31 protein-coding genes and 4 tRNA genes are annotated in these 26,057 nt (G+C 66.7%); 20 read left to right on the forward strand and 15 right to left on the reverse strand.

Going from position 1 to position 26,057, the window contains the following annotated elements; translation table 11 throughout:
• Positions 1–38 precede the first annotated feature (38 nt).
• Both GFS60_RS08280 and GFS60_RS08285 read right to left on the reverse strand, forming a co-directional pair.
• Positions 39–779, reverse strand: a complete 741-nt coding sequence (locus GFS60_RS08280) for an IclR family transcriptional regulator (RefSeq protein ID WP_159920335.1) — start codon at positions 777–779, stop codon at positions 39–41.
• A complete protein-coding gene (locus GFS60_RS08285; RefSeq protein ID WP_159920337.1) occupies positions 779–2,296 on the reverse strand; it encodes an APC family permease in 1,518 nt (505 codons plus the stop codon). Before GFS60_RS08285 ends, GFS60_RS08280 begins: the two co-directional genes overlap by 1 nt.
• A 226-nt stretch (positions 2,297–2,522) precedes the next feature.
• On the opposite strand from GFS60_RS08285, the gene GFS60_RS08290 reads away from it, so the two are divergent.
• The 3 genes from GFS60_RS08290 to tatA are packed head-to-tail and all read left to right on the forward strand — an operon-like array spanning position 2,523 to position 4,971.
• Positions 2,523–4,103, forward strand: a complete 1,581-nt coding sequence (locus GFS60_RS08290; protein ID WP_159920339.1) for a flavin monoamine oxidase family protein — start codon at positions 2,523–2,525, stop codon at positions 4,101–4,103.
• A gap of 26 nt (positions 4,104–4,129) precedes the next feature.
• A complete protein-coding gene (locus GFS60_RS08295; protein ID WP_159920341.1) occupies positions 4,130–4,804 on the forward strand; it encodes a Rid family hydrolase in 675 nt (224 codons plus the stop codon).
• Positions 4,804–4,971 (forward strand): Sec-independent protein translocase subunit TatA, encoded by a 168-nt coding sequence (gene tatA, locus GFS60_RS08300; protein WP_109327910.1) that lies wholly within the window; start codon positions 4,804–4,806, stop codon positions 4,969–4,971. The genes GFS60_RS08295 and tatA overlap by 1 nt, the downstream gene beginning before the upstream one ends.
• Here tatA and GFS60_RS08305 read toward each other — a convergent pair.
• The 9 genes from GFS60_RS08305 to GFS60_RS08340 all read right to left on the reverse strand — a co-directional run bounded on the left by GFS60_RS08305 (position 4,919) and on the right by GFS60_RS08340 (position 11,356).
• A complete protein-coding gene (locus GFS60_RS08305) occupies positions 4,919–5,893 on the reverse strand; it encodes a type IV toxin-antitoxin system AbiEi family antitoxin domain-containing protein (protein WP_236603400.1) in 975 nt (324 codons plus the stop codon). The genes tatA and GFS60_RS08305 overlap by 53 nt on opposite strands.
• A gap of 169 nt (positions 5,894–6,062) precedes the next feature.
• Positions 6,063–7,232 (reverse strand): o-succinylbenzoate--CoA ligase, encoded by a 1,170-nt coding sequence (menE, locus tag GFS60_RS08310; RefSeq protein WP_442972181.1) that lies wholly within the window; start codon positions 7,230–7,232, stop codon positions 6,063–6,065.
• Positions 7,205–7,504 (reverse strand): DUF3349 domain-containing protein, encoded by a 300-nt coding sequence (locus tag GFS60_RS39010; RefSeq protein WP_208962346.1) that lies wholly within the window; start codon positions 7,502–7,504, stop codon positions 7,205–7,207. Before GFS60_RS39010 ends, menE begins: the two co-directional genes overlap by 28 nt.
• A gap of 3 nt (positions 7,505–7,507) precedes the next feature.
• Positions 7,508–7,915, reverse strand: coding sequence for a DUF3349 domain-containing protein (locus GFS60_RS39015; protein ID WP_236603401.1), 408 nt, complete (start codon positions 7,913–7,915; stop codon positions 7,508–7,510).
• Positions 7,916–7,962: 47 nt separating this feature from the next.
• Complete coding sequence (locus GFS60_RS08320; RefSeq protein WP_159920345.1) at positions 7,963–8,232, reverse strand: hypothetical protein; 270 nt, start codon at positions 8,230–8,232, stop codon at positions 7,963–7,965.
• A gap of 12 nt (positions 8,233–8,244) precedes the next feature.
• Complete coding sequence (locus GFS60_RS08325) at positions 8,245–9,459, reverse strand: inorganic phosphate transporter (protein ID WP_159920347.1); 1,215 nt, start codon at positions 9,457–9,459, stop codon at positions 8,245–8,247.
• 79 nt (positions 9,460–9,538) lie between these two features.
• Positions 9,539–9,934, reverse strand: coding sequence for a VOC family protein (locus GFS60_RS08330; protein ID WP_159920349.1), 396 nt, complete (start codon positions 9,932–9,934; stop codon positions 9,539–9,541).
• A gap of 3 nt (positions 9,935–9,937) precedes the next feature.
• Positions 9,938–10,387, reverse strand: coding sequence for a hypothetical protein (locus GFS60_RS08335; protein ID WP_159920351.1), 450 nt, complete (start codon positions 10,385–10,387; stop codon positions 9,938–9,940).
• Between the two features lie 75 nt (positions 10,388–10,462).
• Positions 10,463–11,356, reverse strand: coding sequence for a 1,4-dihydroxy-2-naphthoyl-CoA synthase (locus tag GFS60_RS08340; RefSeq protein WP_159920353.1), 894 nt, complete (start codon positions 11,354–11,356; stop codon positions 10,463–10,465).
• A gap of 72 nt (positions 11,357–11,428) precedes the next feature.
• Here GFS60_RS08340 and GFS60_RS08345 point away from each other — a divergent pair, with 72 nt between their 5' ends.
• Genes GFS60_RS08345 through GFS60_RS08355 form a run of 3 tightly spaced genes read left to right on the forward strand, consistent with a single transcriptional unit; the run spans position 11,429 to position 13,580 of the window.
• Positions 11,429–12,082: a PaaI family thioesterase gene (locus GFS60_RS08345; RefSeq protein ID WP_159920355.1), complete on the forward strand. Its 654-nt coding sequence runs from the start codon at positions 11,429–11,431 to the stop codon at positions 12,080–12,082.
• Positions 12,083–12,086: 4 nt separating this feature from the next.
• On the forward strand, positions 12,087–13,088 hold the full coding sequence (locus GFS60_RS08350) for an o-succinylbenzoate synthase (protein ID WP_159920357.1): 1,002 nt from the start codon (positions 12,087–12,089) through the stop codon (positions 13,086–13,088).
• A gap of 45 nt (positions 13,089–13,133) precedes the next feature.
• On the forward strand, positions 13,134–13,580 hold the full coding sequence (locus GFS60_RS08355) for a DUF6918 family protein (protein WP_109327928.1): 447 nt from the start codon (positions 13,134–13,136) through the stop codon (positions 13,578–13,580).
• A 56-nt stretch (positions 13,581–13,636) separates the two neighbouring features.
• Here GFS60_RS08355 and GFS60_RS08360 read toward each other — a convergent pair whose 3' ends face one another.
• Together GFS60_RS08360 and GFS60_RS08365 are read right to left on the reverse strand one after the other, a co-directional pair.
• Entirely contained in the window at positions 13,637–14,464 is an 828-nt protein-coding gene (locus GFS60_RS08360; protein ID WP_159920359.1) for a siderophore-interacting protein, read from the reverse strand.
• Positions 14,465–14,507: 43 nt separating this feature from the next.
• On the reverse strand, positions 14,508–15,119 hold the full coding sequence (locus GFS60_RS08365; RefSeq protein ID WP_159920361.1) for a flavin reductase family protein: 612 nt from the start codon (positions 15,117–15,119) through the stop codon (positions 14,508–14,510).
• Between the two features lie 93 nt (positions 15,120–15,212).
• Here GFS60_RS08365 and menD point away from each other — a divergent pair, with 93 nt between their 5' ends.
• The 4 genes from menD (at position 15,213) to GFS60_RS08385 (ending at position 19,301) form a co-directional block, all read left to right on the forward strand.
• Positions 15,213–16,838 carry a 2-succinyl-5-enolpyruvyl-6-hydroxy-3-cyclohexene-1-carboxylic-acid synthase gene (menD, locus tag GFS60_RS08370; protein WP_159920363.1) on the forward strand — a complete coding sequence of 542 codons (1,626 nt, stop codon included), beginning with the start codon at positions 15,213–15,215 and terminating at the stop codon, positions 16,836–16,838.
• Complete coding sequence (locus tag GFS60_RS08375) at positions 16,835–17,272, forward strand: DUF3592 domain-containing protein (RefSeq protein ID WP_159920365.1); 438 nt, start codon at positions 16,835–16,837, stop codon at positions 17,270–17,272. Before menD ends, GFS60_RS08375 begins: the two co-directional genes overlap by 4 nt.
• Positions 17,273–17,345: 73 nt before the next feature.
• A complete protein-coding gene (locus tag GFS60_RS08380) occupies positions 17,346–18,491 on the forward strand; it encodes a glycosyltransferase family 4 protein (RefSeq protein ID WP_201453528.1) in 1,146 nt (381 codons plus the stop codon).
• Positions 18,492–18,602: 111 nt separating this feature from the next.
• Positions 18,603–19,301 (forward strand): demethylmenaquinone methyltransferase, encoded by a 699-nt coding sequence (locus GFS60_RS08385; protein WP_159920367.1) that lies wholly within the window; start codon positions 18,603–18,605, stop codon positions 19,299–19,301.
• 6 nt (positions 19,302–19,307) lie between these two features.
• Here the strand turns inward: GFS60_RS08385 and GFS60_RS08390 are convergent, their stop codons facing one another.
• The gene (locus GFS60_RS08390) at positions 19,308–20,570 is read right to left on the reverse strand and encodes a geranylgeranyl reductase family protein (RefSeq protein WP_159920369.1); all 1,263 of its coding nucleotides are present in this window, start codon (positions 20,568–20,570) and stop codon (positions 19,308–19,310) included.
• Positions 20,571–20,699: 129 nt separating this feature from the next.
• Here GFS60_RS08390 and GFS60_RS08395 point away from each other — a divergent pair, with 129 nt between their 5' ends.
• Together GFS60_RS08395 and htpX are read left to right on the forward strand one after the other, a co-directional pair.
• Entirely contained in the window at positions 20,700–21,755 is a 1,056-nt protein-coding gene (locus GFS60_RS08395; protein ID WP_159920371.1) for a polyprenyl synthetase family protein, read from the forward strand.
• Between the two features lie 141 nt (positions 21,756–21,896).
• Entirely contained in the window at positions 21,897–22,760 is an 864-nt protein-coding gene (gene htpX / locus GFS60_RS08400; protein WP_159920373.1) for a zinc metalloprotease HtpX, read from the forward strand.
• Positions 22,761–22,828: 68 nt separating this feature from the next.
• Here htpX and GFS60_RS08405 read toward each other — a convergent pair whose 3' ends face one another.
• Positions 22,829–23,320, reverse strand: a complete 492-nt coding sequence (locus GFS60_RS08405) for a YajQ family cyclic di-GMP-binding protein (protein WP_109327953.1) — start codon at positions 23,318–23,320, stop codon at positions 22,829–22,831.
• Positions 23,321–23,519: 199 nt separating this feature from the next.
• Between GFS60_RS08405 and GFS60_RS08410 the strand changes: the two genes are divergently transcribed.
• From GFS60_RS08410 to secE, 8 genes are all read left to right on the forward strand, one after another.
• Positions 23,520–23,602: transfer RNA gene (locus tag GFS60_RS08410), tRNA-Tyr, on the forward strand.
• Positions 23,603–23,805: 203 nt separating this feature from the next.
• Positions 23,806–23,878, forward strand: a tRNA-Thr gene (locus GFS60_RS08415).
• A 45-nt stretch (positions 23,879–23,923) separates the two neighbouring features.
• Positions 23,924–23,996: transfer RNA gene (locus tag GFS60_RS08420), tRNA-Met, on the forward strand.
• Between the two features lie 61 nt (positions 23,997–24,057).
• Positions 24,058–24,225 (forward strand): 50S ribosomal protein L33, encoded by a 168-nt coding sequence (gene rpmG, locus GFS60_RS08425; protein WP_005252089.1) that lies wholly within the window; start codon positions 24,058–24,060, stop codon positions 24,223–24,225.
• Between the two features lie 88 nt (positions 24,226–24,313).
• Positions 24,314–24,877, forward strand: coding sequence for a (3R)-hydroxyacyl-ACP dehydratase subunit HadA (gene hadA / locus GFS60_RS08430; protein ID WP_109327955.1), 564 nt, complete (start codon positions 24,314–24,316; stop codon positions 24,875–24,877).
• Positions 24,864–25,289, forward strand: coding sequence for a (3R)-hydroxyacyl-ACP dehydratase subunit HadB (gene hadB / locus GFS60_RS08435; RefSeq protein ID WP_109327957.1), 426 nt, complete (start codon positions 24,864–24,866; stop codon positions 25,287–25,289). Before hadA ends, hadB begins: the two co-directional genes overlap by 14 nt.
• 184 nt (positions 25,290–25,473) lie before the next feature.
• Positions 25,474–25,546 (forward strand) — tRNA-Trp (locus GFS60_RS08440).
• Positions 25,547–25,578: 32 nt separating this feature from the next.
• The gene (gene secE / locus GFS60_RS08445; protein WP_159920374.1) at positions 25,579–26,028 is read left to right on the forward strand and encodes a preprotein translocase subunit SecE; all 450 of its coding nucleotides are present in this window, start codon (positions 25,579–25,581) and stop codon (positions 26,026–26,028) included.
• Positions 26,029–26,057 lie beyond the last annotated feature (29 nt).

The raw sequence follows: 26,057 nt of genomic DNA on the forward strand, positions 1-26,057 counted from the left end.
TTACCGGGCGGGGCGAACCGGTAACGGCTGCGATCTGTTCAGGCCGACACACCGGCGCCGAGGCGTTGGGCGCAGGCGTGTAGGAGGTCGGTCAACTCCGGATCGCCGACGGCCAGCCGTCCAGTCTTCCCGATCGCGGCGAGGCAGCCGACCACGCCGTGTCGGGAGTCGAGCACGGGGACGGCGACGGAACTGCGGCCGATACGAATCTCGTCCACTTCCCGGGCCGAACCGGTGTGCCGAATGGTCTCCAGCTCGGCGTTCAGCATCGAGATGTCGGTGATCGTGCGGGACGTGACCCGGCGTAGTTGCTGCTGTACGAGTTCGGGGTGCGCCGCGAGGAGGATCTTCCCGATGGCGGACGCATGCGGATGCGCCGTGATGGTGCCTTCACCGCTGAGTTCGTGGTCGGGGTCCTTGTCGACGAGCCGGACCGCGCCCCCCGTGAACGATGCGAGATAGACACCGAACCGCACCTGAGACCGCAGTCCCTCGACGATCGTGTGCTGATCGACTGGGTCCGGCGTGTCGGCGCCCGCGAGTTGCCGGGTGCGGCGACCGAGTGCGAATCCGGAGAGGTCGGAGATTCGCACCAGATAGCCGTCGGCGGTGAGCAGATTCAGAAGCCGATAGGCCGTCGCCTGGGGGATACCCGCATGGGCGGCGACGTCCTTGGCGGTTGCTCCCGAGCCCAGTTGGGCGACGGCCTCGAGTAGTGCGAGTGCTTTCTGCACGGCGCGGGGTTCGTGGCCCGCGAGCTCCCCGGTCCTCCTCGCCATCAGCGCATCTCATGGGTTCGCGCACTCGCGGTCAATGCCAGGTTGCCCGTCGCGTCGGTGGCGAACACGCCCGCACCCGGCAGTACGTCCTCCGTTTCCGCGCTGTCGAACACGCCGATCGACATCAGACTCGCGGGATGGTGCCACTGGAGGAAAAGGTGCCAGGCAGAACCGGACAGCAGCAGCGTGAGCATCACCGCGGGCACCATGACGAGGCCGTGTGAGGCAGTGGTGAACAACAGGTAGGTGAGGACGGTTCCACCGGCTGCGCTGCCCGCGACCCCGGCGCACAAGGTCAATGCGGTGTACTCCTGAATTCGGCGGAGGAATTGCACCGACGCGACCGCGACCAGAACATAGGCGGCGATCACCGCCGTGCGTGCTGCCAGTTGAACGTGACCGAAGGCGGTCGACTTGCCGACGATTCCGAAGGTCGCTGCGCCCACGCATACGGTGCAGACAATCAGGGCCAGTGCGGCATACGGAGTGCGGTAGCCGCGCTGCACGCGCGCGAACAGCCGCGGAACCACTGATTCGACGCCCATCGAATACACGAGGCGTGAGGCGGCGTTGGACGACGCCATCGCCGAGGCAAGCCACGACGTCCCGAGCCCGATATTCAGCGCGATGACGACCGCTGGGGCGACACCGGTCGACGTGCCGTGGAGGTAGGCGTTGACGAGGGTGTCGGCGCGGCCGGACCACGCGGCCCAGCCGGCGAAGATGAACAACGCACCGCAGATCATCGGGGTGAGGAGGACGGTCCGGGTCACCGTCGCGAGGGGCCGCTTGGCCTCGGGTCCGAAAAAAGTGGCGCTCTCGAAACCGGCGAGAGCGAACACGGCAACGAGCGCCATGGTCAGGAGACCGTGCGACGACGAGCCTTCGGGCGGCACCACGGCGTGTTGCCCGCCCGCGCCTGTCACCACCATCAGGCCGACGATGAAGAGCAGCGAACATGTTTCGATGGCGAGAATGGCGAGGGCTGCGAACCGCACGCCCCGCACCAGACATCCGAGAATGACGAGTGCGATGCCGGCGTAAATCAGTACCCGGTCGGCGGGACCACGCATCTCCAGTCCGAGGAAACTGAGTGTCGTGATCACGGCCTGACCACCGTGGTACAGCGTCATCACCGCACTGCCCACGTACTTGGTCAGCATGGCGACCCCGGCGGTCAGCGCGGCACGCGTGCCGAGGCCTTGGAACACGAAACTGTAGAGGCCGCCCGCGGCCGCCATGCGTCGCGTGAACTGCGAGACACACACCGCGATCAGGGACACCACCACCGTGGCGACGACGATCGTGATCAGACCGCTCAGCAGCATCTGGTGGGTGAACATGGTGACGGGCAGGACCACCATCGACACCGCCGGAGCCGTCGTGGCCACCGACTGGGCGAGAACCTCGAAGCCCGACAACTGCCGCCGGCCCAGCGCACGCAGCGGCGACACGGCCTGACGTTCGGGCTCGCCGGTGGCGAACGAACGCGCGATGGCGTCGGAAAGGGCTGACATGCGCGTGAAACTAGCCGGGTCGTGTTGCCGAAAAGTTTCGGTTTCGGGTCGAACTCCGCTTCGGGAGTGAGAACGGCCCGCGACCGTTCTCGCTCGCCGGCCTCAGACTGTTTCGCCGCCGACAACTTCCCGACTCGCGTTCCTCCCAGGATGAATCCGGACAAGTTACCCGGGTCGCCGGGCGCAAGAATGGGAGCGCGAATTGGCATTCACACGTAGATCTTTCATGAAGGGCCTCGGGGCCACCGGGGGCGCGGGACTCGCGTACGGTGCGATGTCGACGCTCGGGCTCGCACCGTCGACCGCCGCTCCCGCCCGCGCGTTCCAGCCGCTCGCGGCCGGCGACCTGATCGGGAAGGTGAAGGGCAGCCACTCCGTGGTCGTGCTCGGCGGCGGCCCCGCCGGCCTGTGTTCGGCGTTCGAACTGCAGAAGGCCGGATACACGGTGACGGTCCTCGAAGCCCGCACTCGGCCCGGTGGCCGCGTCTGGACCGCCCGGGGCGGTACCGAGGAGACCGACCTGAACGGCGAGACGCAGAAATGCACGTTCTCGGAGGGGCACTTCTACAACGTCGGCGCCACCCGCATCCCGCAGAGCCACATCACGCTCGACTACTGCCGCGAACTCGGCGTCGAGATCCAGGGCTTCGGGAACCAAAACGCGAATACGTATGTGAACTACCAGAGCGACACGTCGTTGTCGGGCCAGTCCGTCACGTACCGGGCCGCGAAGGCCGACACGTTCGGTTACATGTCGGAACTGTTGAAGAAGGCAACCGATCAGGGCGCGTTGGACCAGGTGCTGACCCACGAGGACAAAGACGCGTTGTCGGAGTTCCTCAGTGACTTCGGTGACCTGTCCGACGACGGCCGATACCTCGGATCCTCGCGTCGCGGTTACGATTCCGAGCCCGGCGCCGGGTTGAACTTCGGCAGCGAGAAGAAGCCGTTCGCGATGCAGGAAGTGATCCGCAGCGGCATCGGCCGAAACTTCAGCTTCGACTTCGGCTACGACCAGGCGATGATGATGTTCACCCCGGTCGGCGGCATGGACCGCATCTATTACGCCTTTCAGGACAGGATCGGCACCGACAACATCGTCTTCGGCGCCGAGGTGACGTCGATGAAGAACGTGTCCGAGGGCGTCACCGTCGAATACACCGCAGGCGGCTCGAAGAAGTCGATCACCGCCGACTACGCGATCTGCACGATCCCGCCACACCTGATCGGACGTCTGCAGAACAACCTGCCCGCCGACGTGCTCACCGCGCTGAAGGCGGCCAAGCCGTCGTCGTCCGGCAAGCTCGGCATCGAGTACTCGCGCCGGTGGTGGGAGACGGAGGACCGCATCTACGGCGGCGCGTCCAACACCGACAAGGACATCTCGCAGATCATGTTCCCGTACGACCACTACAACTCCGATCGAGGCGTGGTCGTCGCCTACTACAGCAGCGGCAAGAGGCAGGAGGCGTTCGAGTCGCTCACCCACCGGCAGCGGCTCGCCAAGGCGATCGCCGAGGGCTCCGAAATCCACGGTGAGAAGTACACCCGCGACATCTTCTCGTCGTTCTCCGGCAGCTGGCGTCGCACCAAGTACTCCGAGAGCGCGTGGGTCAATTGGGCGGGAAGCGGTGGCTCCCACGGCGGGGCGGCCACCCCCGAGTACGAGAAGTTGCTCGAACCGGTCGAGAAGATCTACTTCGCAGGCGACCACCTGTCCAATGCGATCGCCTGGCAGCACGGCGCTCTGACGTCCGCCCGCGACGTCGTCACCCACATCCACGAGCGCGTGGCCCAAGAAGCCTGACCTTCCCCTCGAACAAGGAGTTCTTCATGAAGTCGTTCCGTATCAAGGCAATTACCACTGCCCTCGCGGCGTCCGCTGTTCTCGCAGGGGCCACCTCCTGCTCCTCCGACGAGGCGGCAGCAGAGGCGCCAGGCAGCACCTTCGTCTCGAAATCCATTCTCGAAGCGGGCGAGGCGAATCCGATGATCGCGCAGGGGGTGGCGATCGGCGGTGGCACCGCCGTCTACAAGTCGAGCGGAATCGGACCGGGTGCGTCCAACAAAGCTGCGCCCGAGGGAACCCCGGAGTCGTACATCGACACCGACGTGTTCGCAGGCGGCATGCTTCCGGCCGGGGTCACGATCACCGAAGCGCAGGGCATCAATGCCCTGAAGCGGATTCGCGACAATCTCGAGGCGCAGGGACTGACGCTGGAGGACGTCGTGACCATGCGGGTGTTCCTCGACAACGCTCCCGGAACGGACCGCGCCGACTACGCCGGCTGGAATCGCGCCTACCGGCAGTTCTTCGCGAACACCAACCTCGACACCGGCGACACCGAACTGGTTCCTCTCGGCACCGCGGAACCGGCCGCGCCGATGGAACGGAACTCCGCGCGTCCCAGCCGATTCGCCCTCGAGGCGGCGAGCCTGCCGGCAGCGGGATGGCTCGTCGAGGTCGAGGTGGACGCCGTGTACCCCGACGGTGAGGAGCCGCAGTAATGGGAGCGATGAGCCCGTCACACTGGGCGATCGTCGCGGTGGTTCTGGTGGTGCTCTTCGGATCGAAGAAATTGCCCGACGCTGCGCGCGGTCTCGGCCGATCCATGCGAATCCTCAAAACCGAGGTGGGGGAGTTGCAAGCGGACGCCCCCGAACTGGAGAAGTAGGCGCCCGAGCGGGAGGTGAACCTGCACTTGCAGGGACATTGGTCGGACGCGCAGGCAATTGCGTCGGAAGGTAGCCAATGTCTTTGCAAGTGTCCTTCACTTCGAACCCGGCGTCACGAATTGCGTCTTCGCGCAGTTTCTCCCGGTGCACGGCCACGGCCGCCTGCCCACTGTCGACGCCGTATTTCCCCAGGCCATCGAATTCTCCGACCACGCCGTCAGCTTCCCAGAAGAAGTCGACGCGGCCGAGGAACGCGCCACTGCTGTCGTGGAGAACTCGTTGCAGTTGAGGTGAGGGTAGTCCGTGCCGGCGTATCCGACTGCGGCTCAGCGATTCTCCCGGGCTTTCGCTGCGACGGTCGAGGAATCCCGCTGCGCGTCGCGCCGTCGCGATACCTTTTCGTGGTCCGGACCGATCGATCACGTCCCCGATGTGGTCGAGTGTGACAAGCCGGCGGTGCAGCGCCGAGTCACCGACCACGACGGCCTGGTCGAACGTCGAGATGCGCGCTGTGGCCACCACTGTTCGCGCGGCGGAGGTGACCGGCAGCCCGCCCACGACGACGACGTCGGACGCGTCGAATGGTGCGGCGTGGACGTGTACTCCAGCAGTTCGGCCGCCGCCGGACGTGTGATTGCGAGTCAGATGTACCCGCTGGAGCGGAATGTCACCGACATCCATATCGTGCAGCAGCGCCGCGGAGGCGTGGCTCACCACGACACCGGGTGGCCGCGACTGCAGGGCCGCAGCGATGCGTATTCGGTGCAGTGCACACGCGTCGAGTCCGGCGAAGTGCGCGTCGGAGACGTACGCGCCCGCGGCGATCCGCACAAGTTGTCCGGACCTTCGCGCGCGTCGGATCTCGGAGTCGGTGATGCCGTCAGCCAAGGCTCGGCGTCGAAAGATCAGATCGTCGGTCATGGCGGACATCGTGCAGCACGCGGCAGACAGGGCTGGTGTGCTCACCAGGACTTCAGAGCGACCCTGTGGATAGAGCGCAGCCTGTGGACAACTCCATCCGCGGAGACATTGGCCAGACGCGCGACCATTGCGACCGCGGCTGGCCAAAATCATCGCAAACAGGCGCGCCCTACCCGAACCTGGACTCCAGGGCGCGGCGGTCGACCTTGCCGGGACCGCGGAGGGGGAGGGCGTCGACGAGGTGCAGTTCGCGGGGCGCAGCGGTGGGGTCGAGGGTGCGTTCGACGAACTGCCGCAGTTCGTCGAGCGTGGGGAGGGTTCCGGATTCGGCGACGACGGCGGCGGTGACACGCCGGCCGAGTCGTTCGTCGGGGAGGCCGAAGACGGCGCATTCACGCACGGCCGGGTGCTCGTTGAGTGCGCGCTCGACGACTTGCGGTACGACGGTGAGGCCGCCGGTGGAGATGGCCTCGTCCAGTCGGCCGGTGATGCTGAGGATTCCGTCGGTGAGCGACCCGGAGTCGTCGGTGCGGAACCAGCCGGGTTCGGCGAACGCGGGGTGGTCGGGAATGCCGCGGTAACCGGTCGCCAGCATGGGTCCGCCGAGCAGGACGCGGCCGTCGTCGTCGATCCGGACCCGTGCGCCGTCGAGAGGGATCCCGTCGTACACGCATCCCCCGCACGTTTCGCTCATGCCATAGGTGCGCACGACGGTGATCCCAGCCTCCTGGGCACGTTGCAGCACCGGGGCCGGTGTCGCTGCGCCGCCGAGCAGGACGGCGTCGAGGGAGGCCAGTGCCGCCACCGCGCCGGGGTGGTCGAGGGCCTTGACGAGCTGCGTCGGAACCAGAGACGTGTAGCGGCGACGTGAGGACATGGTCTCGACCGCGGCGGGCAGCGCTGCGGGATCGAAACCTCCCGTCACATCGACCACGACCGGTTCGGTGCCCGCCAGCACACTGCGCAGGAGCACCTGCATCCCCGCGATGTGGTGGGCGGGCAGCGCCAGGAGCCAGGAGCCGGGCCCGCGGAGTCTCGCGTGTGTCGCCTCACCGCTCGCGCGCAGCGCAGCCGCTGTGAGCATCGCACCTTTGGGCACGCCCGTCGTACCCGAAGTCGCCACGACGAGTGCGACGCCGTCGTCGATCGGCTCCCCAGGACGCAAGGCGTCGGTCAGTCGCCGGGTCTCCCGCTCGTCCGCGGCCGGGACGGGCAGCGCGGCGGGGGCGGTTCCGTCGAGCATCTCCGACAGCTGCGGCAGGATGCCGACAACCCTGACGCCCGACGGGACGGGAAGGATTTGGAGTTCGCTCACTGGGCGGGCCCGGCCAACGGCCATCCGCCCGCGGCGAGATTGCTGCGAACCCGGTCGACATCCGATTCGAGTGGCAACTCGTCGGTGACCTTGGTGATCAGGACCTGGATGTCCGTCTTCTCGATGGGGAGGTCACCTTCCTCGACGAGTGCGTCGGCGACGGCATCCACCTCGTCCTCGGACAGGCGGCGAGTGAGCAAGGCGAACAACGGGATGTAGTCCTGCTCGGGCACACCATTGGGATAGCCGGCTCGCAGCCACCCGACGATGGAAGTGAGGAACGGTGGAAGGCTCATCGGCTATCCCGCGTCGCGTGTTTCTTTCGGATCGCCCGCACCCTCGTCGGTGTCGCCGGCGACCGGCCACCCGCCCGCAGTGTCACCAGCGACCGGCCACCCGCCCGCAGTGTCACCAGCGACCGGCCACCCTCCCGCGGTGAGGTTCGCGGTGACCCGCGCAACGTCCTCCTCCGACGGCTCTTCGTGGGTGATCTCACTGATGAGGCGCCGGATGCTGTCGTAATCGACGTGGCGATTCGGGTGTTCGTGGGCCGTTTCGATCGACAGCGCCACCACTTGCTCGATTTCCTCATCGGTGAGTCGACGACGCAACACGGCCAGCAACGCGAAATGGTCCTTCGCCGGAATCCCTTCGGGGTATCCGGCGCGGAGCCAATCGAGTACGGAACGAAGTGAGTATTTGGGCACGCGTTCGGCCTCTTTCGTCGATGGAGTGGGAACCTCGCGGTCGCCGCTCAGAAGATGTGGATACCGAACGTGCTGGCCAGGAAGTCGCTCATCAACAGCAGTATCCCAGTGATGATCGCGATCAGCACGACGGCGAAGCAGGCCACGGCACCGATCCGGCCTGCGGCGGACGGCTGCGGCGCCGAGGTCTCACCTCCGGCTCCTGCGCTGAGCGACTTCAGTCCGAGAGCGAAGATGGCGGGCAGTCCCGCACCGAACAGCAGTCCGACGAGGATCACTTGCCAGAGCGAGTTGACGGTGGTGGTCAAGAGGGTCATGAGCAGCTCCCGTCAGTGGTTGGTGATGGTGGGTCTGGGCGACTCGGAGATCTCCGAGCCGGCCGGGGGTGGTACAGCCGTGGTCGCGGGATGCTCGGCACCCGGCTCCCACTCGGCGTTGACATTGCCGGAGTGCACCGGCTGCTTGCGGGACCGTAGGTACATGAACCCGGCGAGGAGGATGAGTGCCGCGAACACCACCAGCACGCCGGCGAGGCCGCCGATGATGTGCGCGAGGAACCAGCACACGGCGCCCACGAACGCGGCCGAGGGGAGAGTGATGAGCCACGCGACCGCCATACGTCCGGCGATGCCCCAGCGAACCTCGGCGCCCTTGCGGCCGAGCCCCGTGCCGAGGATGGAACCGGTGGCGACGTGTGTGGTGGACAACGGAAGCCCGAGGTGGCTCGACGTCAGGATGATCGCGGCCGACGAGGATTCGGCGGCCATGCCTTGCGGGGCGGCGATCTCGACGAGGCCCTTGCCGAGGGTGCGGATGATCCGCCAGCCGCCGAGATAGGTGCCGAGGGCAATGGCGACGGCGCAGCTGAGCTTGACCCAGAACGGCATCTCGTCGTCGGCGGTGATGCTGCCGTGCGCGACCAGTGCGAGGAAGATCACACCCATCGTCTTCTGGGCGTCGTTGGTTCCGTGCGCCAGCGACACCAGCGAGGCGGAACCGATCTGACCGACGCGGAACCCGTGCTCCTTCGTTCCCTCCGGCACGGTGGAGGTGATGCGGTACACGAGTTTAGTACCTGCCGTGGCGACCAGTGCTGCGACGACAGGGGCGAGAAGAGCGGGAATGACGACCTTGCCGAGGACCCCGCCCCACTCGACACCACTCATGCCGATGGACGCGATGGCCGCACCGATCAAGCCACCGAACAGCGCGTGCGAGGAGCTCGACGGCAGACCGAGCAGCCAAGTCGCGAGGTTCCAGATGATGCCGCCGACAAGTCCCGCGAACACGATGAGCAGGAGATCTTCACCGCCCACCGTTCCCAGGTTCACGACACCTTTGGCCACTGTCGCGGCGACCTCGACCGACAGGAATGCGCCGACCAGATTCAGCGACGCGGAGAGCACGACCGCGGTCTTGGGTCGCAGAGCTCCCGTTGCGATCGAGGTGGCCATTGCGTTTCCGGTGTCGTGGAAGCCGTTGGTGAAGTCGAAAGCGAGGGCGGTGACGACCACCACCAGAAGAACTACGAGCTCTGCGGTCACACCCAGATTGTGCGGATCGAAGTTCGAAAAGTACAGCTGAGGTCGGACACCTCGAGGTGGCCTGGAGTTTGGCCCCGTGTCACCCGTCGTTCACCGGCCGGGTGTCGCGCCGGAGGGGGTGATCCTCCGGAATCTGCACCAGCACGATCGGTATTCCGTCGGGGTCCGCGATCCACATTTCGTGCAGTCCCCACGGTTCCTGCCGGGCTTCGCGGTTGATCTTGACCCCGGCGAGTACCAGTTCGGTCTGCGCTGCGGTGAGGTCACGGACCTGCAGCCACAGGGCACCGTCGAACGTCGACGGAGTGTCCGCGGCGCCGTGGGCGGCCACCTCGATGAGTCCCTGCCCCGCGAAGAACACCGTGCCTCCAGGATATTCGCGGGCGGTGGCGAGTCCGAGGATGTCGCGGTAAAAACTCAGCGTCGTCGCGTAGTCCCGTGGCCGCAGGATCGTCCTGCTGCTGAGGATTTCCACCCGTCACTCTCCTTTGCTCGGGCGGGCTTCGTGACCTGCCCGGCCGTGTGTGCGTCGCGCTTCCTTCATCTCCGCCTCGAACAGGTGGCGACGACCGTCCAGCAGTTCGTCACGGGCGGCGCGCTCGAGTTCACGGAAGGTGGACCAGTACCCGTCGTCGAACTCTTCCACGACCTGGAAGGTCCACCGTCCGTCGAGCACGTTGAGGCCGACCAACTCGGTCTCCAGGCGGTCCGCCGTCGCGTCGTGACCGGCCGACCGCAACGCGTCGACGGCGTCACCGAGCTGAAGGTCGGCGTGCCCGATCAGCTGGTGGAACGAGTACAGCAGTCCGCGGGCCCGCTCGACGGTTTCGAGGGATTCGGACAACTTCCCGAGCGCGGCGACGGTGTCGTCACCGGTTCCGGGCGGACGGCGGTGTTCCGGGGCCGGGAGCTCGCGGTCGGTGCTCATGTGGTCAGTGTGCCGGAATCGGTGAATCCGCGCTGGCACGTGGCCAATTCCACGATGCCCGGGAAGGGGAGCGGCTCAGAAGTACCAGGGATACGGCTTCCAGTCGGGTTCGCGCTTTTCGAGGAAGGAGTCGCGACCTTCGACGGCCTCATCCGTCATGTACGCCATGCGGGTTGCCTCTCCCGCGAACAACTGCTGTCCGACGAGCCCGTCGTCCTGCAGGTTGAACGCGTACTTCAGCATGCGCTGCGCCTGCGGGGACTTTCCGTTGATCCTGGCGCCCCACTCGATTCCGACGTCCTCGAGTTCGGCATGGTCGACGACCTTGTTGACGGCGCCCATCCGGTGCATCTCCTCGGCGGTGTACGTCTCGCCGAGGAAGAAGATCTCGCGGGCGAACTTCTGCCCGACCATCTTGGCGAGGTAGGCGCTGCCGTAGCCGCCGTCGAAGCTGCCGACGTCGGCGTCGGTCTGCTTGAAGCGGGCGTGCTCGCGGCTGGCGAGTGTCAGATCGCACACCACGTGCAGGCTGTGCCCGCCGCCTGCGGCCCAGCCGTTGACGAGACAGATGACGACCTTCGGCATGAACCGGATCAATCGCTGAACCTCGAGGATATGCAGGCGCCCGGCGCGGGCCCGATCGACGGTGTCCGCGGTTTCCCCTTCCGCATACTGGTATCCGCTGCGGCCGCGGATGCGCTGATCTCCGCCCGAGCAGAACGCCCAGCCCTGATCCTTCGGGCTCGGCCCGTTGCCGGTGAGGAGGACGGCGCCCACGTCGGAGGTCATCCGGGCATGGTCGAGTGCCTGGTAGAGCTCGTCGACGGTGTGTGGACGGAAGGCATTGCGCACCTCGGGACGATCGAACGCCACCCGGACGATGCCCTCGCTGACATGCCGGTGATAGGTGATGTCCGTGAGGTTCTCGAAGCCGGGTACGGGTCGCCAGTGCTGCGGGTTGAAGGTCACGGCTCCGAGATTATCGGGTGCCGCCGGTGGGTGTCCGCGCGCGGGAGTTCGGCCCGGGTTTACCGTGCAGGTATGAGCGAACAGGCTGCGGACGTCACCGGTGTCGACGGGAAGCGCGACGACGACTACGAGCACCACGGCGGGTTCCCCAAGTACGAGGCGATCACCCCCGGCCCGGATTGGGCGCGGTTCGTGGAAGGAATGCGCACCCTGCAGGATCTGGCGGTGTCGGTGGACGCCCCCGACGACGTTGTCGCGCAGGCGGCTGACCAGGTGGAGAAGCTGGCCGCAGTGCTCACACCGTACGTGGTTCCCGAGGGACGGTCGCCCGCCGGGCGGACGATCGAGCTGCCGGGCCGGGGGAGCCTGCTGATGCCACCGTGGCACATCGAGAAGTTCGGACCCGACGGGGTGCGCAGCGCGGGCGAGTTCCGTCGCTACCACCTCGGTGGCAACGGCGCCGCGCACGGCGGCACGCTGCCGCTGCTGTTCGACGACCTGATGGGAATGATCGTCCACGCGTACGGACGGCCCATCAGTCGCACGGCGTACCTGCATGTGAACTATCGGGCGATCACACCGCTCAACACACCGCTCACCGTCGAGGGCAGCGTCGACCGGGTAGAGGGGCGCAAGACGTTCATCACTGCGCAGCTGAAGAAGGGCGACACGTTGCTCGCCGACTGCGAGGCCCTCATGCTCGAGCTTCTGCCCGGACAGCCCTGACCTCGTGTCCTCTCTGCCGACCCTCGACGAGGTCCTGGCCGACGCGGTCGTGGTGAGTCTGCCTATGCGGGTGCGCTTCCGCGGCATCACCACCCGAGAAGCCATGCTCGTGCGTGGTCCCGCGGGGTGGGGCGAGTTCGCTCCCTTCCCCGAATACGCGGACGACGAAGCCTCGCACTGGCTGCAGTCGGCGATCGAGGCCGCCTGGCTCGGTCCGCCGCCCGCGCTCCGCGACCGGGTGGCTGTCAACGCGACCGTTCCCGCGGTGGACGCCGCACAGGTGACCGCGCTCCTCGAGCGATACCCGGGGGCCCGAACCGCGAAAGTGAAAGTAGCCGAGCGCGGTCAGACTCTCGCCGACGACGTCGCACGGGTGAACGCCGTCCGCGCACACATTCCCTGCGTGCGCGTCGACGCGAACGGTGGATGGTCGGTCGACGAGGCGGTGACGGCGCTGCACGCACTCACGGCAGACGGGCCGCTCGAGTACGCGGAACAACCGTGCGCGAGTGTGTCGGAGCTGGTGGAGGTGCGTCGACGTGTGCCCGCTGTGCGCGTGGCCGCCGACGAGAGCATTCGACGTGCGGACGACCCGCTGAAGGTGGTTCGCGCAGGCGGCGCCGACGTCGCCGTCGTGAAGGTCTCCCCCCTCGGTGGAATGCGCCGCCTCCTCGCGCTCGCGGACGAGTTGTCCGAGTACGGGGTCCCGGTGGTCGTGTCGAGTGCGTTGGACACCGCCGTGGGAATCGCCGCCGGTGTCGCCGCCGCGGCCGCACTGCCCGACCTGCATTTCGCGTGTGGACTGGGAACCGGTGGACTCTTCGAGTCGGATGTGGCCGAGCCCAGAGAGCCCGTGGACGGTGCACTGGGAGTCGCATCCGTGACTCCCGACCCCGCCCGGGTCGCCGACCTCGCGGCAACGCCCGAGCGTGCCCGCTGGTGGATCGAGCGGGTGCGCCGGTGTCATGGCCTGCTCGAACAACGCGACCCGCAGCTTTTCGTATAGTGTCTGGCCGGACCTGATCGCTCAGTCAATACGGAGGCATTGAAAGTGGTTGCAGCTCTGAACGAAACCCTGCTCGACGAGGCACGCGTGCCGGCGGTCATCGCCGATGTGCAGGCTCTGATCGACGCGGAGGTTTCGGACAAGTCGGGGGCCTCGGGACTGGCATTGAAGGGTGGTTACGCCGCGGTCAAGAAGGTGGGACCGTCCATCGTGCCGGATGCTATCGAGGGCTTGCTGCCCGAGTTCGTCACCAAGCTCGAGCCGTACTGGCAGGATTTCACCGCCAGCGGCCAGGATTCGTTCGCCGATTACCTCGTCGCCCGCGGTGACGACGTGTCGGACTCGCTCCTCGGTGTCACGGACGAGCGCATCGAGAACAGTGACCGTGGCGCGGTCAAGAAGGTGTACAACTCGCTGCGCCCGTCCGCGAAGAAGAATGTGATCGAAGCACTTCCGCGTCTGGGCGCACTCGTCCAGAAGCACGCCAACTGAACGAACCTCTGGAAGTGGCGAAGTGCGCGTCCGCGTACTTCGCCGCTTCCCTGTGGTCAGTAGGCGGCGTGGCCGTGGCGCCAGTAGCCGGTGAACGAAATGTGTGTCTTGGGAACGTGCCGGTCGTTCACGAGGTGGCGTCGAAGAGCCGTCGGTAAGTCACTTTCTCCGGCGACGAAGGTGTACGACGGCCCGGTCGGAAGAACTGCCTGACGCACCGTCTCCAACGCAAGCAGCCCCGGACGGGCATCTGCGTTTGCGCGGACCAGCCAGTGCACGTTCACTCCGTCGCCCACCGAAACGTCCTGTGCGTCGGCGGCTTCCGCGATCTCTATGAACACCTCGGCTCGAAGATCCCGCGGCGCCGATCGTAGAATCCCGACGATCGCCGGCAACGCGCTCTCGTCACCGACCAGGAGTTGCCACTCGGCGCCGGGCGCCGGGTTGTAGATCCGGCCCTCGTCGAGGATGGCAACCTCGTCGCCCGCCGACGCGGACGCGGCCCAGGCCGAAGCCGGACCCAGATCGCCGTGCGAGGCGAAGTCGATGTCGATCTCCGTCTCGTCGCCGAACAGTCCGGTGCCGGCGGCGCGGTAGTCGCGGATCGTGTAGTTGCGCACGACGGGCCGGGTGTCCTTCGACATCAGCTTGTACTGCGCGTACCAGAGGTTGCTCGCGCTGGTCGGCAACCGCAGCGTGGTCTGTCCGGGCTGGGGGATGAACATCCGGAACCACTGGTCGAAGCCCATCGGCGTCACGGAGTCCAGTTCCGGTCCCGCCACGGTGACGCGGATGAAGTTGGGGCTGATCTGCTTGCCGGCGACCACCCGGGCGGACGCAATTCGGCGAGTCTCGGGTTTGACGAACTTGCTGCGTTGGGCCATGGATGGTTACTTTCCGGCTAGGGAATCGATTTGTCAGGTAAGCCTAACCAATCGATCGTCTATTCGGTCGTTGCGGTCGGTCCAGCAGCACGACCTCGGGCGGCAACCCCCACTCGTTGCGGCCCAGGCGGCTGAGCGGGGCGAGGGACGCGAAGTCCGGCAGACCGTCCTCCGCGACCGCCTCGTCCCGCACCGCAACCGCCAGCACGTCGCCCATCACCACGAACGAATCACCGACCGGAACGATTTGCGCGAGGCGGCATTCGATTGCCACCGGCGAGGCGGCCACCCGCACGGGACGCACGTGCTCGCTCGGCTCGGTCTCGATCCCCAGCGCCGCGAACTCGTCGACGTCGTGGTCGTAGGTGGCCGAACTGGCGTTCACCACCTTCATGAGAGCTTCGGTCGCCACGTTGATGACGAATTCCCCGGTGGCTTCGATGTTGCGCAGGCTGTCCTTGCGGGTGACGGACGTGAACTGCACCACCGGTGGATTGGTGCTCGACACCGAGAAGAAGCTGTACGGGGCCAGATTGGCTACCCCGTCCTCCGAGAGGGTGGACACCCAGGCGATCGGTCGCGGCACCACGGACGCGTTGAGCACCTGGTACATGCGGCGGGGCGGAAGTTCGGCGGGGTCGAAGACTGTGCGCATCTGTTCATCGTTTCAGCGGAGGGGGTGTGGCCGCGAACTCACCTGACGAGGTCGCCGACAGAACCGGCCGGTGGATCTGACACTCTGGATGGTGTGAATCCGTCCACTGCACAAGCCACCGCGGTCGTCGACGAACTGGTCCGCGGGGGAGTACGCGAGGTTGTGCTCTGCCCGGGTTCGCGCAACGCACCGTTGGCCTTCGCGCTGCAGAAGGCCGACCTCGAGGGTCGACTGCGCCTGCACATGCGCATCGACGAGCGGACCGCGGGATTCCTCGCGCTGGGATTGGCCGTCGCCGGTCGTCGGCCGGTGCCCATCGTGATGACCTCGGGTACCGCCGTGGCCAACCTCGGCCCGGCCGTTCTCGAGGCCAACTACGCCCGGGTCCCGCTCGTGGTGCTCAGTGCCAACCGCCCCTACGAAATGCTCGGTACCGGCGCCAACCAGACCATCGAGCAACTCGGCCTGTTCGGGAGCCAGGTCCGCGCCACCATCAGCCTGGGGCTGGCCGAGGACGACGCCGGTCAGAACAGCCAGTGGCGTTCGGCCGTGTGCCGGGTCCTCGCCGCCGCGCGCGGCACGAGGTCGGGCAATGCCGGTCCCGTGCACTTCGACATTCCGCTCCGGGAACCGCTCGTTCCCGACGTCCACGCGCAGGGGCCGATCCCGCAGGGACGGCCTGGTGGGGCGGCGTGGACCACCACTCAGCACGCGACGCTCGACGTGCCGGTCGAGCTCGACCTCACCCCCGATACCATCGTCATCTCCGGTCACGGGTCGGCTCTACGGCCCGAACTCGCCGGACTACCGACGGTCGCCGAGCCGACGGCGCCGCTCCACGGCATACCGGTGCACCCGATGGCGCTGCCCCAGCTCAAACCGCGGCAGGCAATCATCACCGGCCGCCCCACCCTGCACCGGCCGGTGTCGAAACTTCTCGCCGATCCAGTGGTGGCCGTGTACGCGCTCACCACCGGCCCGCGCTGGCCCGACGTCTCCGGCAACGTTCTCGCCACGGGCACCCGCGCCGTGGTCTCGGGTGCACCGGACCCGGCCTGGATCGCCCGCTGCCGGACGCTCACCGAGCACACGGACAAAGCGGTGCGCGCCCAGCTGGCGTCCCATCCGAAGGCAACCGGCCTGCACGTCGCCGCCACCGTGATGGACGCGTTGTCCGACGGTGACCAACTGCTCCTCGGGGCGTCCAATCCGGTGCGAGATGCCGCGCTCGTCAGTTACCCGTCGCCGCGGATCCGGGTTCTGTCCAATCGGGGAGTCGCCGGGATCGACGGCACCGTGTCGGCCGCGGTGGGCGCTGCCCTCGCCTACGAGGAGGGCCGCACGGTGGCTCTGCTCGGCGATCTGACCTTCTTGCACGACGCCGCCGGGCTGCTCATCGGACCGGGAGAACCGCGTCCGCGCGATCTCACCATAGTGGTGGCCAACGACGACGGCGGCGGCATCTTCGAACTGCTCGAACAGGGCGACCCCCAGTACGCGGGCGTGTTCGAACGGGTCTTCGGCACACCACACGGCATGGACCTCGCCGCCTTGTGCGCCGCCTACCGCGTGGAGCACCACCTCGTCGGGCTCGAAGAATTGTCCGCCGAGCTGCACAACCCCGGGACACCCGGTGAACGCGGAATCCGGGTGCTCGAGGTGACCACCGAGCGTTCCGGCCTGCGCGAACTCCATGCAGCGGTCCGGGCGCAGCTGTGAACCCACGGGTGACGGGCCGGGTGCGGCGCGGCATCGTCGTCACGGCCGCCGGCATCTCGATCCTCGCGGTGCTGTTGGTGGTGGCAGCGTGGCGAAACGACCGCACGATCCAGTCGGACATGGGTGTCGCGACGGCCGAGGTGCTGTCGGCCGGCTCACTGCGGTCGGCGATCAGCTTCGTGACGCCCGACGGTGTGACGCACAATCCGGAATTGGGTGTGCTGTACCCGACGCGGTTGACGGCCGGACAACGGATCGACGTCGAGTACGCACGTGCCGACCCGGACCTCGTCCGAGTGTCGGGCCGGGATGCGAGTGTCGCCGTGATCCCTGCCGGGTCGCTCATCGTCGTCACCTGGCTCATCGCGGGACCGCTGATCTGGTATCTACGCAGACAAGAGGACGCGGCGGTTTCTCCGGCAATGTCATCGTGAGTTCGCCGGAACTTCGCGCGTCGGTCATATCGTCCTCGCCGCCGTGACCACGGGCACTGCCACGCTGTGCGTCGTGAGAGTAGCGATCGTCGCGGAGTCGTTCCTGCCCAACATGAATGGTGTGACCAATTCGGTGCTCCGAGTTCTCGAGCATTTGCAGCGGGACGGACACCAGGCGATGGTCGTCGCCCCGGACACCGTCGGTTCACAGCCTCCTGCTTCGACGGAACACGACGGTGTGCCCGTCTATCGGGTGCCCGCGGTCATGGTTCCGAAAGTCAGCTCCCTCCCCGTCGGACTGCCGCAACCGGGACTCACGGCGGAACTGCGTGCGTTCGAGCCCGAGGTGATTCACCTGGCGTCGCCGTTCCTGCTCGGCGCGGGCGGGCTCGGCGCGGCGCACCGGCTGGACGTGCCGACGGTGGCCATCTATCAGACCGACGTCGCGGGTTTCGCCGAAAGCTACGGCCTGGGAATTACCAGCCGCGCGGCGTGGGCCTGGACCCGCCGCATCCACAAGGGATGCACGCGAACCCTCGCGCCGTCGACGTCTGCGGTCGAGGCCCTTGCCGAGCAGCGCATTCCCCGCGTGCACCGCTGGGCCCGCGGAGTCGAGACCAGCCGATTCGCGCCGTCTCGCCGCAGTACGGACCTGCGCGACTCCTGGTCGGCGGAGCCGGACCGTCTGATCGTGGGGTTTGTGGGCAGGCTCGCTCCGGAAAAGCATGTGGAGCGACTCGCCGCGCTGGCCGGACACCCCGGAATCCAGCTCGTGGTGATCGGCGACGGGCCGGAGCGGGGCCGTTTGCAGAAGCTGATGCCCGATGCCGTCTTCACCGGCCAACTCGGCGGCACCGAACTCGCGGAGGCCTACGCCAGCCTGGACGTGTTCGTGCATCCGGGTGAGCACGAGACGTTTTGCCAAGCCGTTCAGGAAGCGCTGGCCAGTGGCATTCCGGTAATCGGCCCGGACGCCGGAGGGCCACGCGACCTCGTCACGCACTGCCGCAACGGGTACCTGCTGCCGGTCGAGCGATTCGCCGAGCTGCTACCCAGTGCCGTCGAGGCGCTGAGTGACCGGCGGATGCGGGCGCGCTTCGGTGAGGCGGCCCGGCGATCGGTGCTGCACCGCACGTGGCCTGCCATCTGCAGCGAGCTGCTCGACCACTACGCCGAGGTCACCGGGTCTGCGGGCTTCCGCGCGTCCCGGGCTGCCTGACGACGGCACGGGGATCGTTACCCGAGCATGCGCGGCCAACCCAGACATCGGCCGGGCAGGCGTCGACTAGCGCCGATCCCGGCACCCGACGAGGTTGGTAGCGTTCCGGGTGTGGCAACTACACACGGTTCGCGGGCATCGCTCGAAAAAGATCCGCACGAAGTCGCGTCGATGTTCGACGGCGTCGCGAAGCGTTACGACCTCACCAACACCATCCTGTCCTTCGGGCAGGACCGCAGTTGGCGCAAGGCGACTCGGTCGGCCCTCGACTTGAAGCCGGGGGAGCGGGTTCTCGACCTCGCCGCGGGCACCGGTGTGTCGACCGTCGAACTCGGGCGGTCGGGGGCGTGGTGCGTGGCCACCGACTTTTCCAAGGGAATGCTGCAGGCGGGCATCGGCCGGCAGGTTCCCATGGTGGCGGGGGACGCGATGCACCTGCCGTACGCCGACGCGGTGTTCGACGCGGCCACCATCTCGTTCGGCCTCCGCAACGTCTCGGACTTCGATGCCGGGCTGCGGGAGATCGCCCGCGTCACCAAGCCGGGCGGCCGCCTTGTTGTCAGCGAGTTCTCCACGCCGGTGTTCGGGCCGTTCCGGACGATCTACATGGAGTACCTGATGAAGGCGCTGCCGCGGGTCGCCCGCGCGGTCAGCAGCAACCCTGATGCGTACGTGTATCTCGCGGAGTCCATTCGCGCCTGGCCGACACAGTCCGAACTCGCCCAGCGCATCGAGGCGGCAGGGTGGCGACACGTCCAGTGGCGCAACCTCACCGGCGGGGTAGTCGCCCTGCACCGCGCCACCCGCTGACCGGCCTCAACCGAACAGCGGCCGGGTGTCCGCCTTCTGCGACGCCAGGCCGGACGCACGCCATGCCCGGGCGGTGAGGTCGTTGTCCTCCTCGGTGACGAGGTTGCCCATCACGCGCACGGCGATGGTCATGAGCGCGCGCGAGCGCATCGCCACCGGACCCGACGCCGGGAGAACCCGGGGCACGGTCAGCAGTCCGGCGAGCCGACGTGCCACCGAGAACGCCCGCCCGTAGCGCTCGCGGAGGATGGTGGGCCACAGCTCCGTCAGATCGTCCGCATCGAGGACTTCGGCCACGAGACGTCCACCCTCGAGCCCGTAGTCGATCCCCTCGCCGTTGAGCGGGTTCACACACGCCGCGGCGTCGCCGATGACGGCCCAGTTGCGCCCGGCGACGTGGGACACCGCGCCGCCCATCGGCAGCAACGCGGACGCCACCGCCCGCAGTTCGCCGCCCCAGGCCCACTCCGCGCGCCGCTGTGCCGTGTACAGGTCGAGCAGGGGCCGGAGCGCGCCCGGCGCCGGCCGTTTGGCGGTGGCGAGTGTGCCGACCCCGATGTTCACCTCGCCGGTGCCGAGGGGAAACACCCACCCGTACCCCGACTGCAGAGTGCCGGCGCTATCACGCAACTCCAAGTGGGAGGTGATCCACGGATCGTCACTGCGCGCCGTAGCGATGTAGGCGCGCGCGGCGACGCCGTACGCGGTGTCGCGGTGCCATTCCCGGCCCAGCTTCTTGCCCAACGTCGACCGGACCCCGTCGGCCACGATCAGTGTGCGGCACTGGATGGTGTGCGTCCCGTCGCCGGTCTGCACCGTCACCGCGCTCACCCGGTCGCCGTTCCGCTCGACGCCGACCGCCTTGGCCCCCTGCACCATCACGGCGCCCGCCTCGACCGCAGTCGTCCTGAGCTTGTCGTCGAATTCGGTCCTGGCCACCGCGCTCCCCACGGCGGGGAACGACCGTCCGGGCCATTCGAGTTCGAGTTCCTGCCCGAATCCACTTAGCCGGAGCCCGCGGTTGGTGCCCTTCGACCGCACCCACTCACCGAGGCCGAGGTGATCGAGTTCGGCGACGGCACGCGGGGTGAGGCCGTCACCACACGTCTTGTCCCGGGGAAACACGGCGGCGTCGACGAGTGCCACGTCGCGGCCGGCACGCGCGGCCCAGGTGGCGGCGGAGGAACCGGCGGGACCAGCGCCGATGACCAGGACATCGGCGGCGACGGGAAGCGGGGACCCCGCGGGCGACTGTTCTGCTACGACCACACCTACATCCTGTCAGGCCACGCCCGGGGACCGCGGCGAGGCCGATGGCCGCCGCAACCGCTAGGTTCTCTACCGTGGGTACCAGCCGTCACCGACGGCGCGGGAACCGAGCCGTCACTGACGACAGGAATGGGTACTGAGAACGTGAGCACCGAGGGCGCAGCACACACCGCTGCCGACGCTGTAGAGGGCACTACGGTCGCCGGGATCGATCTCGGCGACACTCAGCTCGCTGCCACGGTCCGCGACAGGCTGAAACAGGTCGAGGAACTGCTGGTCAGCGAGCTCTCCGACGGCGAGGACTTTCTCACCGAGGCCGCGCTGCACCTCGCGAAGGCCGGCGGCAAGCGCTTCCGCCCGCTGTTCACGGTGCTCACCGCTCAGCTGGGTCCGAAAGCGTCCGATCCGTCGGTGGTCACCGCCGCCACCGTCGTCGAACTGGTCCATCTGGCCACGCTCTACCACGACGACGTGATGGACGAGGCGTCGATGCGCCGAGGCGCGCCCAGTGCCAACTCGCGGTGGGGCAACAGTGTCGCGATCCTGGCGGGCGACTACCTGTTCGCGCACGCCTCCCGCCTCGTGTCCACGTTGGGTCCCTCTGCTGTCCAGATCATCGCCGAGACGTTTGCCGAACTGGTGACCGGGCAGATGCGCGAGACGATCGGCCTCCGCGGCGAGCAGGACCCGATCCAGCACTATCTCAAGGTGGTGTGGGAGAAGACGGGTTCACTGATCGCTGCGTGCGGACGTTTCGGCGGCACCTTCTCCGGCGCGGACGCCGCCGACGTGGAGCGGCTCGAACGACTCGGCGACGCGGTCGGCACGGCCTTCCAGATCTCCGACGACATCATCGACATCTCCTCGGTGTCGGCTCAGTCCGGCAAGACACCAGGGACGGACCTGCGTGAGGGCGTGCACACCCTTCCGGTGTTGTATGCGCTGCGCGACGAGGGACCCGAGGCCGACCGGCTGCGTGTGCTTCTCGACGGCCCCGTCACCGACGACGACGACGTCGCCGAGGCGCTCGAGCTCCTCGCGCGGTCGCCTGGGATGGCGCAGGCCAAGGCGAAGCTGGAGGAGTTCGCCGTGGAGGCGCGTGCGCAGCTCGCCCAGCTACCCCAAGGTCCCGCCAACGACGCACTCGTCAAGCTGGTCGATTACACGGTCGAACGCGTCGGCTGAGCCGTATCGTCGAACCTGATTGCTCGCGCGATTTCCACGCTGTACACACCGGGAACCGTCTCACCACCCTCCTTCGTTGAATGATCAAGATCCGGTATTCGGGCGATCGTGATCGGGTGACAACGACAAGGAAGGCGAGCCGTGCGCGGGTACGCAAACGGGGCCAAGACCCTGGTTCTGCTGGTCGGCATGTCGGCGCTGATCGTGTTCATCGGCGCGTTGTTCCGCAACACGACCATCCTTCTGCTGGCCATCGTGTTCGCGGTCGGCATGAATGCGTACGCCTACTTCAACAGCGACAAGCTGGCACTCAAAGCCATGCATGCGCAGCCGATCACCGAGGTGGAAGCGCCCGCCATCTACCGCATCGTGCGGGAGCTGGCCACCACGGCTCATCAGCCGATGCCCCGGCTCTACATCAGCCCCACCAGTGCCCCCAACGCGTTCGCCACGGGCCGCAGCCCTCGGCATGCCGCGGTCTGCTGCACCAGCGGCATCCTGCAGATTCTCAACGAACGAGAGCTGCGGGCGGTCCTGGGACACGAGCTGTCGCACGTCTACAACCGCGACATCCTGATCTCGTCGGTGGCCGGGACGATGGCCGCTGTCGTGTCCGGGCTGGCGAACTTCGCGATGTTCGCGAACATGTTCGGCGGGCGGGGTGGGGGACAGGGCGCCAACCCGCTCGCGCTGCTGCTGGTGTCGTTGCTCGGCCCCATCGCGGCCACCATCGTCAAGCTGGCGGTGTCGAGGTCCCGGGAATACCAAGCGGACCAGTCGGGCGCCGAACTGACCGGTGACCCTCTCGCCCTGGCGTCCGCGCTACGCAAGCTCGAGCGGGGCACCCAGGCGGCCCCGCTCCCCCCGGAACCTCAGCTCGCGGCACAGTCGCACCTGATGATCGCCAACCCGTTCCGCACCGGCGAGAAGATGAGCCGCATGTTCTCCACCCACCCGCCGATGGCCGAGCGCATCGAGCGTCTCGAGCGGATGGCCGGCCGGTAGGCGGCTTCGCCGCCCGTGCGCCTTTCTGGTTGCTCCAGCTACCAGAAAGGCGCACGAGCGCGGAGCGCCTACCGGTAGTTCACGAACTGCAGCGCGATGCCGAAGTCCTCCCCCTTGAGCAGGGAGATGACCGCCTGTAGGTCGTCGCGCTTCTTACTGCTCACGCGCAGCTCGTCGCCCTGAATCTGCGCCTTGACGCCCTTGGGTCCCTCGTCGCGGATCTTCTTCGTGATCTTCTTGGCGTTCTCGGTGGTGATGCCCTGGACGAGCGTGCCGGTGAGTTTGTAGATCTTCCCCGACTGCGCGGGCTCGCCGGCGTCGAAGGCCTTCAGCGAGATGTCCCGGCGGATCAACTTCTCCTTGAAAACTTCGAGGGCGGCGAGCAGTCGTTCCTCGGTGTCGGCCGTCAGCGTGATGGATTCCTCACCGGACCACTCGATGGACGCGCCCGTGTTGCGGAAGTCGAAACGGGTCGACAGCTCCTTGCCGGCTTGATGCAGGGCGTTGTCCACCTCTTGACGCTCCACCTTGCTCACCACATCGAAGGACGAATCAGCCACTGCACACTCCCGGTTTCCGTCTGTTTCCCCCGCCGCGATCCGGACGGGCGCTCACCTGAATGCTAGTGAGCAGATTCGACGCTATCGGTTTGCAACCGCCCGTATCCACCCGGTTTGCAAAACGGGGGGCCGTTCGTTGTATTCTTCTTTCCGCAGTGGAGAGCGATCTCGCAGAGATTTCGCGCTCCTCGTGCAACCCGGCAGATTGCCCGAGCGGCCAATGGGAGCGGACTGTAAATCCGTCGGCTTATGCCTACGTAGGTTCGAATCCTACATCTGCCACACACAGAACCCCGGTGAGCACCAGCTCACCGGGGTTCTGTCGTTGGGTACCTGTGGTTCGGGCGTTCCGCGTTCGTTCCCGGAGTGCGTAACGTCCGGTGGGTGGGGTTTCGGAGAACCGTGACCAGGCAATTTGGTTCTCGGCGCGAACTCTGTGTAATCTCGTCAAGGCTTCAGCGCACAGCGATGTGCGAGTGAAGCACGCCCCCTTAGCTCAGTCGGCAGAGCGTTTCCATGGTAAGGAAAAGGTCAACGGTTCGATTCCGTTAGGGGGCTCGCTGGATTGTGGTGAAGCGCTTCGTGCGCGACACTCGACACCGAGGCGGTGTAGCTCAGTTGGTAGAGCAAACGACTCATAATCGTTGCGTCGCCGGTTCAAGTCCGGTCACCGCTACACAATATGCATGATCCACCCTGATTGCTCGTAATCAGATACACCCGAAAGAAGGCATCCCGTGGCCTCCTCGACTGACGTTCGGCCCAAGATCACTTTGGCCTGCGAGGTATGCAAGCACCGTAACTACATCACCAAGAAGAACCGGCGTAACGACCCCGATCGCCTGGAGATCAAGAAGTTCTGCCCCAACTGCGGAACCCACCAGTCGCATCGCGAGTCGAAGTAGCACGGTTCCGGCCGGGAGTTGAGTTCGCGAGGGAAGCTTCGAGGCTGCCCTCGCGTTCCCACGCCCAGGGTAGAAGAGGTTCTTTCGCGTGACTGACACTGTGACAGAGATCGAGACGAGCGTGTCTCCGGACGTTCCCGAGGATCCGGCTGCGCACGCGCTGGCGATGGTGGGGCACCACTACCGCGTCGACGACTTCTACGAGGTCGGTCGCGAGAAGGTGCGCGAGTACGCGCGGGCCGTGCAGGACTGGCACCCCGCTCACCACGATGAGGACGCCGCCCGCGGCCTCGGCTACGACGGCCTGCTCGCTCCGCTCACGTTCATCTCGCTTGTCGGCATCATCGCTCAGAGCCGCCTCTTCAAGGAGATCGTCACCGGTTACGACCCGAGCCAGATCCTCCAGACCGATCAGCGTCTCGTGTTCCACAAGCCGATCAAGGTCGGGGACCGCTTGTTCTGCGACGTCTATCTGGACGGCTTCCGTCAGATGGGTGGCAGCGACATCATCACCACCAAGAACATCGTCACCGACCAGAACGACGAACTCGTGCAGACCACCTGGACCACACTTGTCGCGCGGACCGGCGGCGAGGTCGACGAGAACATCGCTCACGCAGTCAAGGACGTGATCATGCATGGCGCTTCGTAAGTTCGAGGACGTCTCGGTGGGTGACGAACTCCCCGAGCGCATTGTGCGCCTCACGCGTGGCGATCTGGTCAACTACGCGGGCGTCTCGGGTGACCCCAATCCGATCCACTGGAGCGACGAGGTCGTCAAGCTTGCCGGTCTGGACAACGTGATTGCCCACGGGATGCTCACCATGGGTCTCGGTGGTGGATTCGTGACCTCATGGCTCGGTGACCCCGGCGCGGTCACCGAATACAATGTACGCTTCACGAGCTCGGTGTACGTCCGCGAGGACGAGGCCGCCGAGGTCGAATACACCGGCAAGGTCAAGTCGGTGGACGAAGAAAGCAAGACTGCAGTAGTCGCTATCGTGGCGCGCTCCGAAGGAAAGAAGATCTTCGGTCGTGCCACGGCAACGGTCCGTCTGGCCTGACCGCCGGGTGGATTGGGTTTGTTCCGGGGCTTTGAAGTACACTGAGATTTCTGGGATTACTTAGCGCTGCGCGCTGCCCTACGGTGCTGTTCGCCGACACAGGGTGGCGCGCGTGTCATGTAATCACAGAGAGGTCGGGCAAGAATTGGTCCAGAGGTAACTCGGGACCAGGTCACCCGACCAAAGGGGCGTAGCTCAACTGGCAGAGCAGCGGTCTCCAAAACCGCAGGTTGCAGGTTCAAGTCCTGTCGCCCCTGCCCCCGGATTGCCAGCGACTGAGAGGAACGACGTGAGCGAGGAGCGCGCCAAGCGCGACGGCGACACTTCAGGGTCGACGCGCCCGGACGGTGTCGACGACACCGCGGCCGACGCCACCACGCGTTCCGAGAGTCCCTCGGCAAGGCCGAGCGGCAAACGTCAGAGCCGTCGGTCGCAGGCCGGCACCGGCGTCGCTGCCAGTTCCGTGAAGACGCCGGAACGCGCGAGAGCCGAGACGATCACCAAGGCCCGTCCCGCGACGAAGGACCGTGCCGACAAGCCGCAGAAGGAGAACATCTTCAAGCGGCTGCGCCGGTTCCTACGCGAGGTCATCGCGGAGCTGCGCAAGGTCATCTGGCCCAACCGCAAGCAGATGATCACCTACACCAGCGTTGTGCTCGTATTCGTGGTGTTCATGGTGGCGTTCATCGGTGTACTCGATCTTGCGGTCATCAAAGGCGTCACCTGGTTGTTCGGTTGACGGAGTCCGCCCCGGTGGATCCGAAGTAT

This window comes from Rhodococcus sp. WAY2 (assembly GCF_009859915.1).
Classification (GTDB): domain Bacteria; phylum Actinomycetota; class Actinomycetes; order Mycobacteriales; family Mycobacteriaceae; genus Rhodococcus_F; species Rhodococcus_F oxybenzonivorans.

Bases quoted from the DNA above. Each gene is read 5' to 3' on its own strand.
- GFS60_RS39010 (WP_208962346.1), bottom strand. From the start codon at position 7,504: ATGAGCCTTCCACCGTTCCTCACTTCCATCGTCGGGTGGCTGCGAGCC.
- GFS60_RS08320 (WP_159920345.1), bottom strand. From the start codon at position 8,232: ATGACCCTCTTGACCACCACCGTCAACTCGCTCTGGCAAGTGATCCTC.
- GFS60_RS08365 (WP_159920361.1), bottom strand. From the start codon at position 15,119: ATGCGCACAGTCTTCGACCCCGCCGAACTTCCGCCCCGCCGCATGTAC.
- hadB (WP_109327957.1), top strand. From the start codon at position 24,864: ATGGCGCTTCGTAAGTTCGAGGACGTCTCGGTGGGTGACGAACTCCCC.
- GFS60_RS08395 (WP_159920371.1), top strand. From the start codon at position 20,700: ATGGGTACTGAGAACGTGAGCACCGAGGGCGCAGCACACACCGCTGCC.
- GFS60_RS08305 (WP_236603400.1), bottom strand. From the start codon at position 5,893: ATGACCGACGATCTGATCTTTCGACGCCGAGCCTTGGCTGACGGCATC.
- GFS60_RS08295 (WP_159920341.1), top strand. From the start codon at position 4,130: ATGAAGTCGTTCCGTATCAAGGCAATTACCACTGCCCTCGCGGCGTCC.
- GFS60_RS08335 (WP_159920351.1), bottom strand. From the start codon at position 10,387: ATGAGCACCGACCGCGAGCTCCCGGCCCCGGAACACCGCCGTCCGCCC.
- GFS60_RS08290 (WP_159920339.1), top strand. From the start codon at position 2,523: ATGAAGGGCCTCGGGGCCACCGGGGGCGCGGGACTCGCGTACGGTGCG.
- GFS60_RS08285 (WP_159920337.1), bottom strand. From the start codon at position 2,296: ATGTCAGCCCTTTCCGACGCCATCGCGCGTTCGTTCGCCACCGGCGAG.
- GFS60_RS08280 (WP_159920335.1), bottom strand. From the start codon at position 779: ATGGCGAGGAGGACCGGGGAGCTCGCGGGCCACGAACCCCGCGCCGTG.
- tatA (WP_109327910.1), top strand. From the start codon at position 4,804: ATGGGAGCGATGAGCCCGTCACACTGGGCGATCGTCGCGGTGGTTCTG.
- GFS60_RS08360 (WP_159920359.1), bottom strand. From the start codon at position 14,464: ATGGCCCAACGCAGCAAGTTCGTCAAACCCGAGACTCGCCGAATTGCG.
- menE (WP_442972181.1), bottom strand. From the start codon at position 7,232: ATGGCCGTTGGCCGGGCCCGCCCAGTGAGCGAACTCCAAATCCTTCCC.
- GFS60_RS08345 (WP_159920355.1), top strand. From the start codon at position 11,429: ATGAGCGAACAGGCTGCGGACGTCACCGGTGTCGACGGGAAGCGCGAC.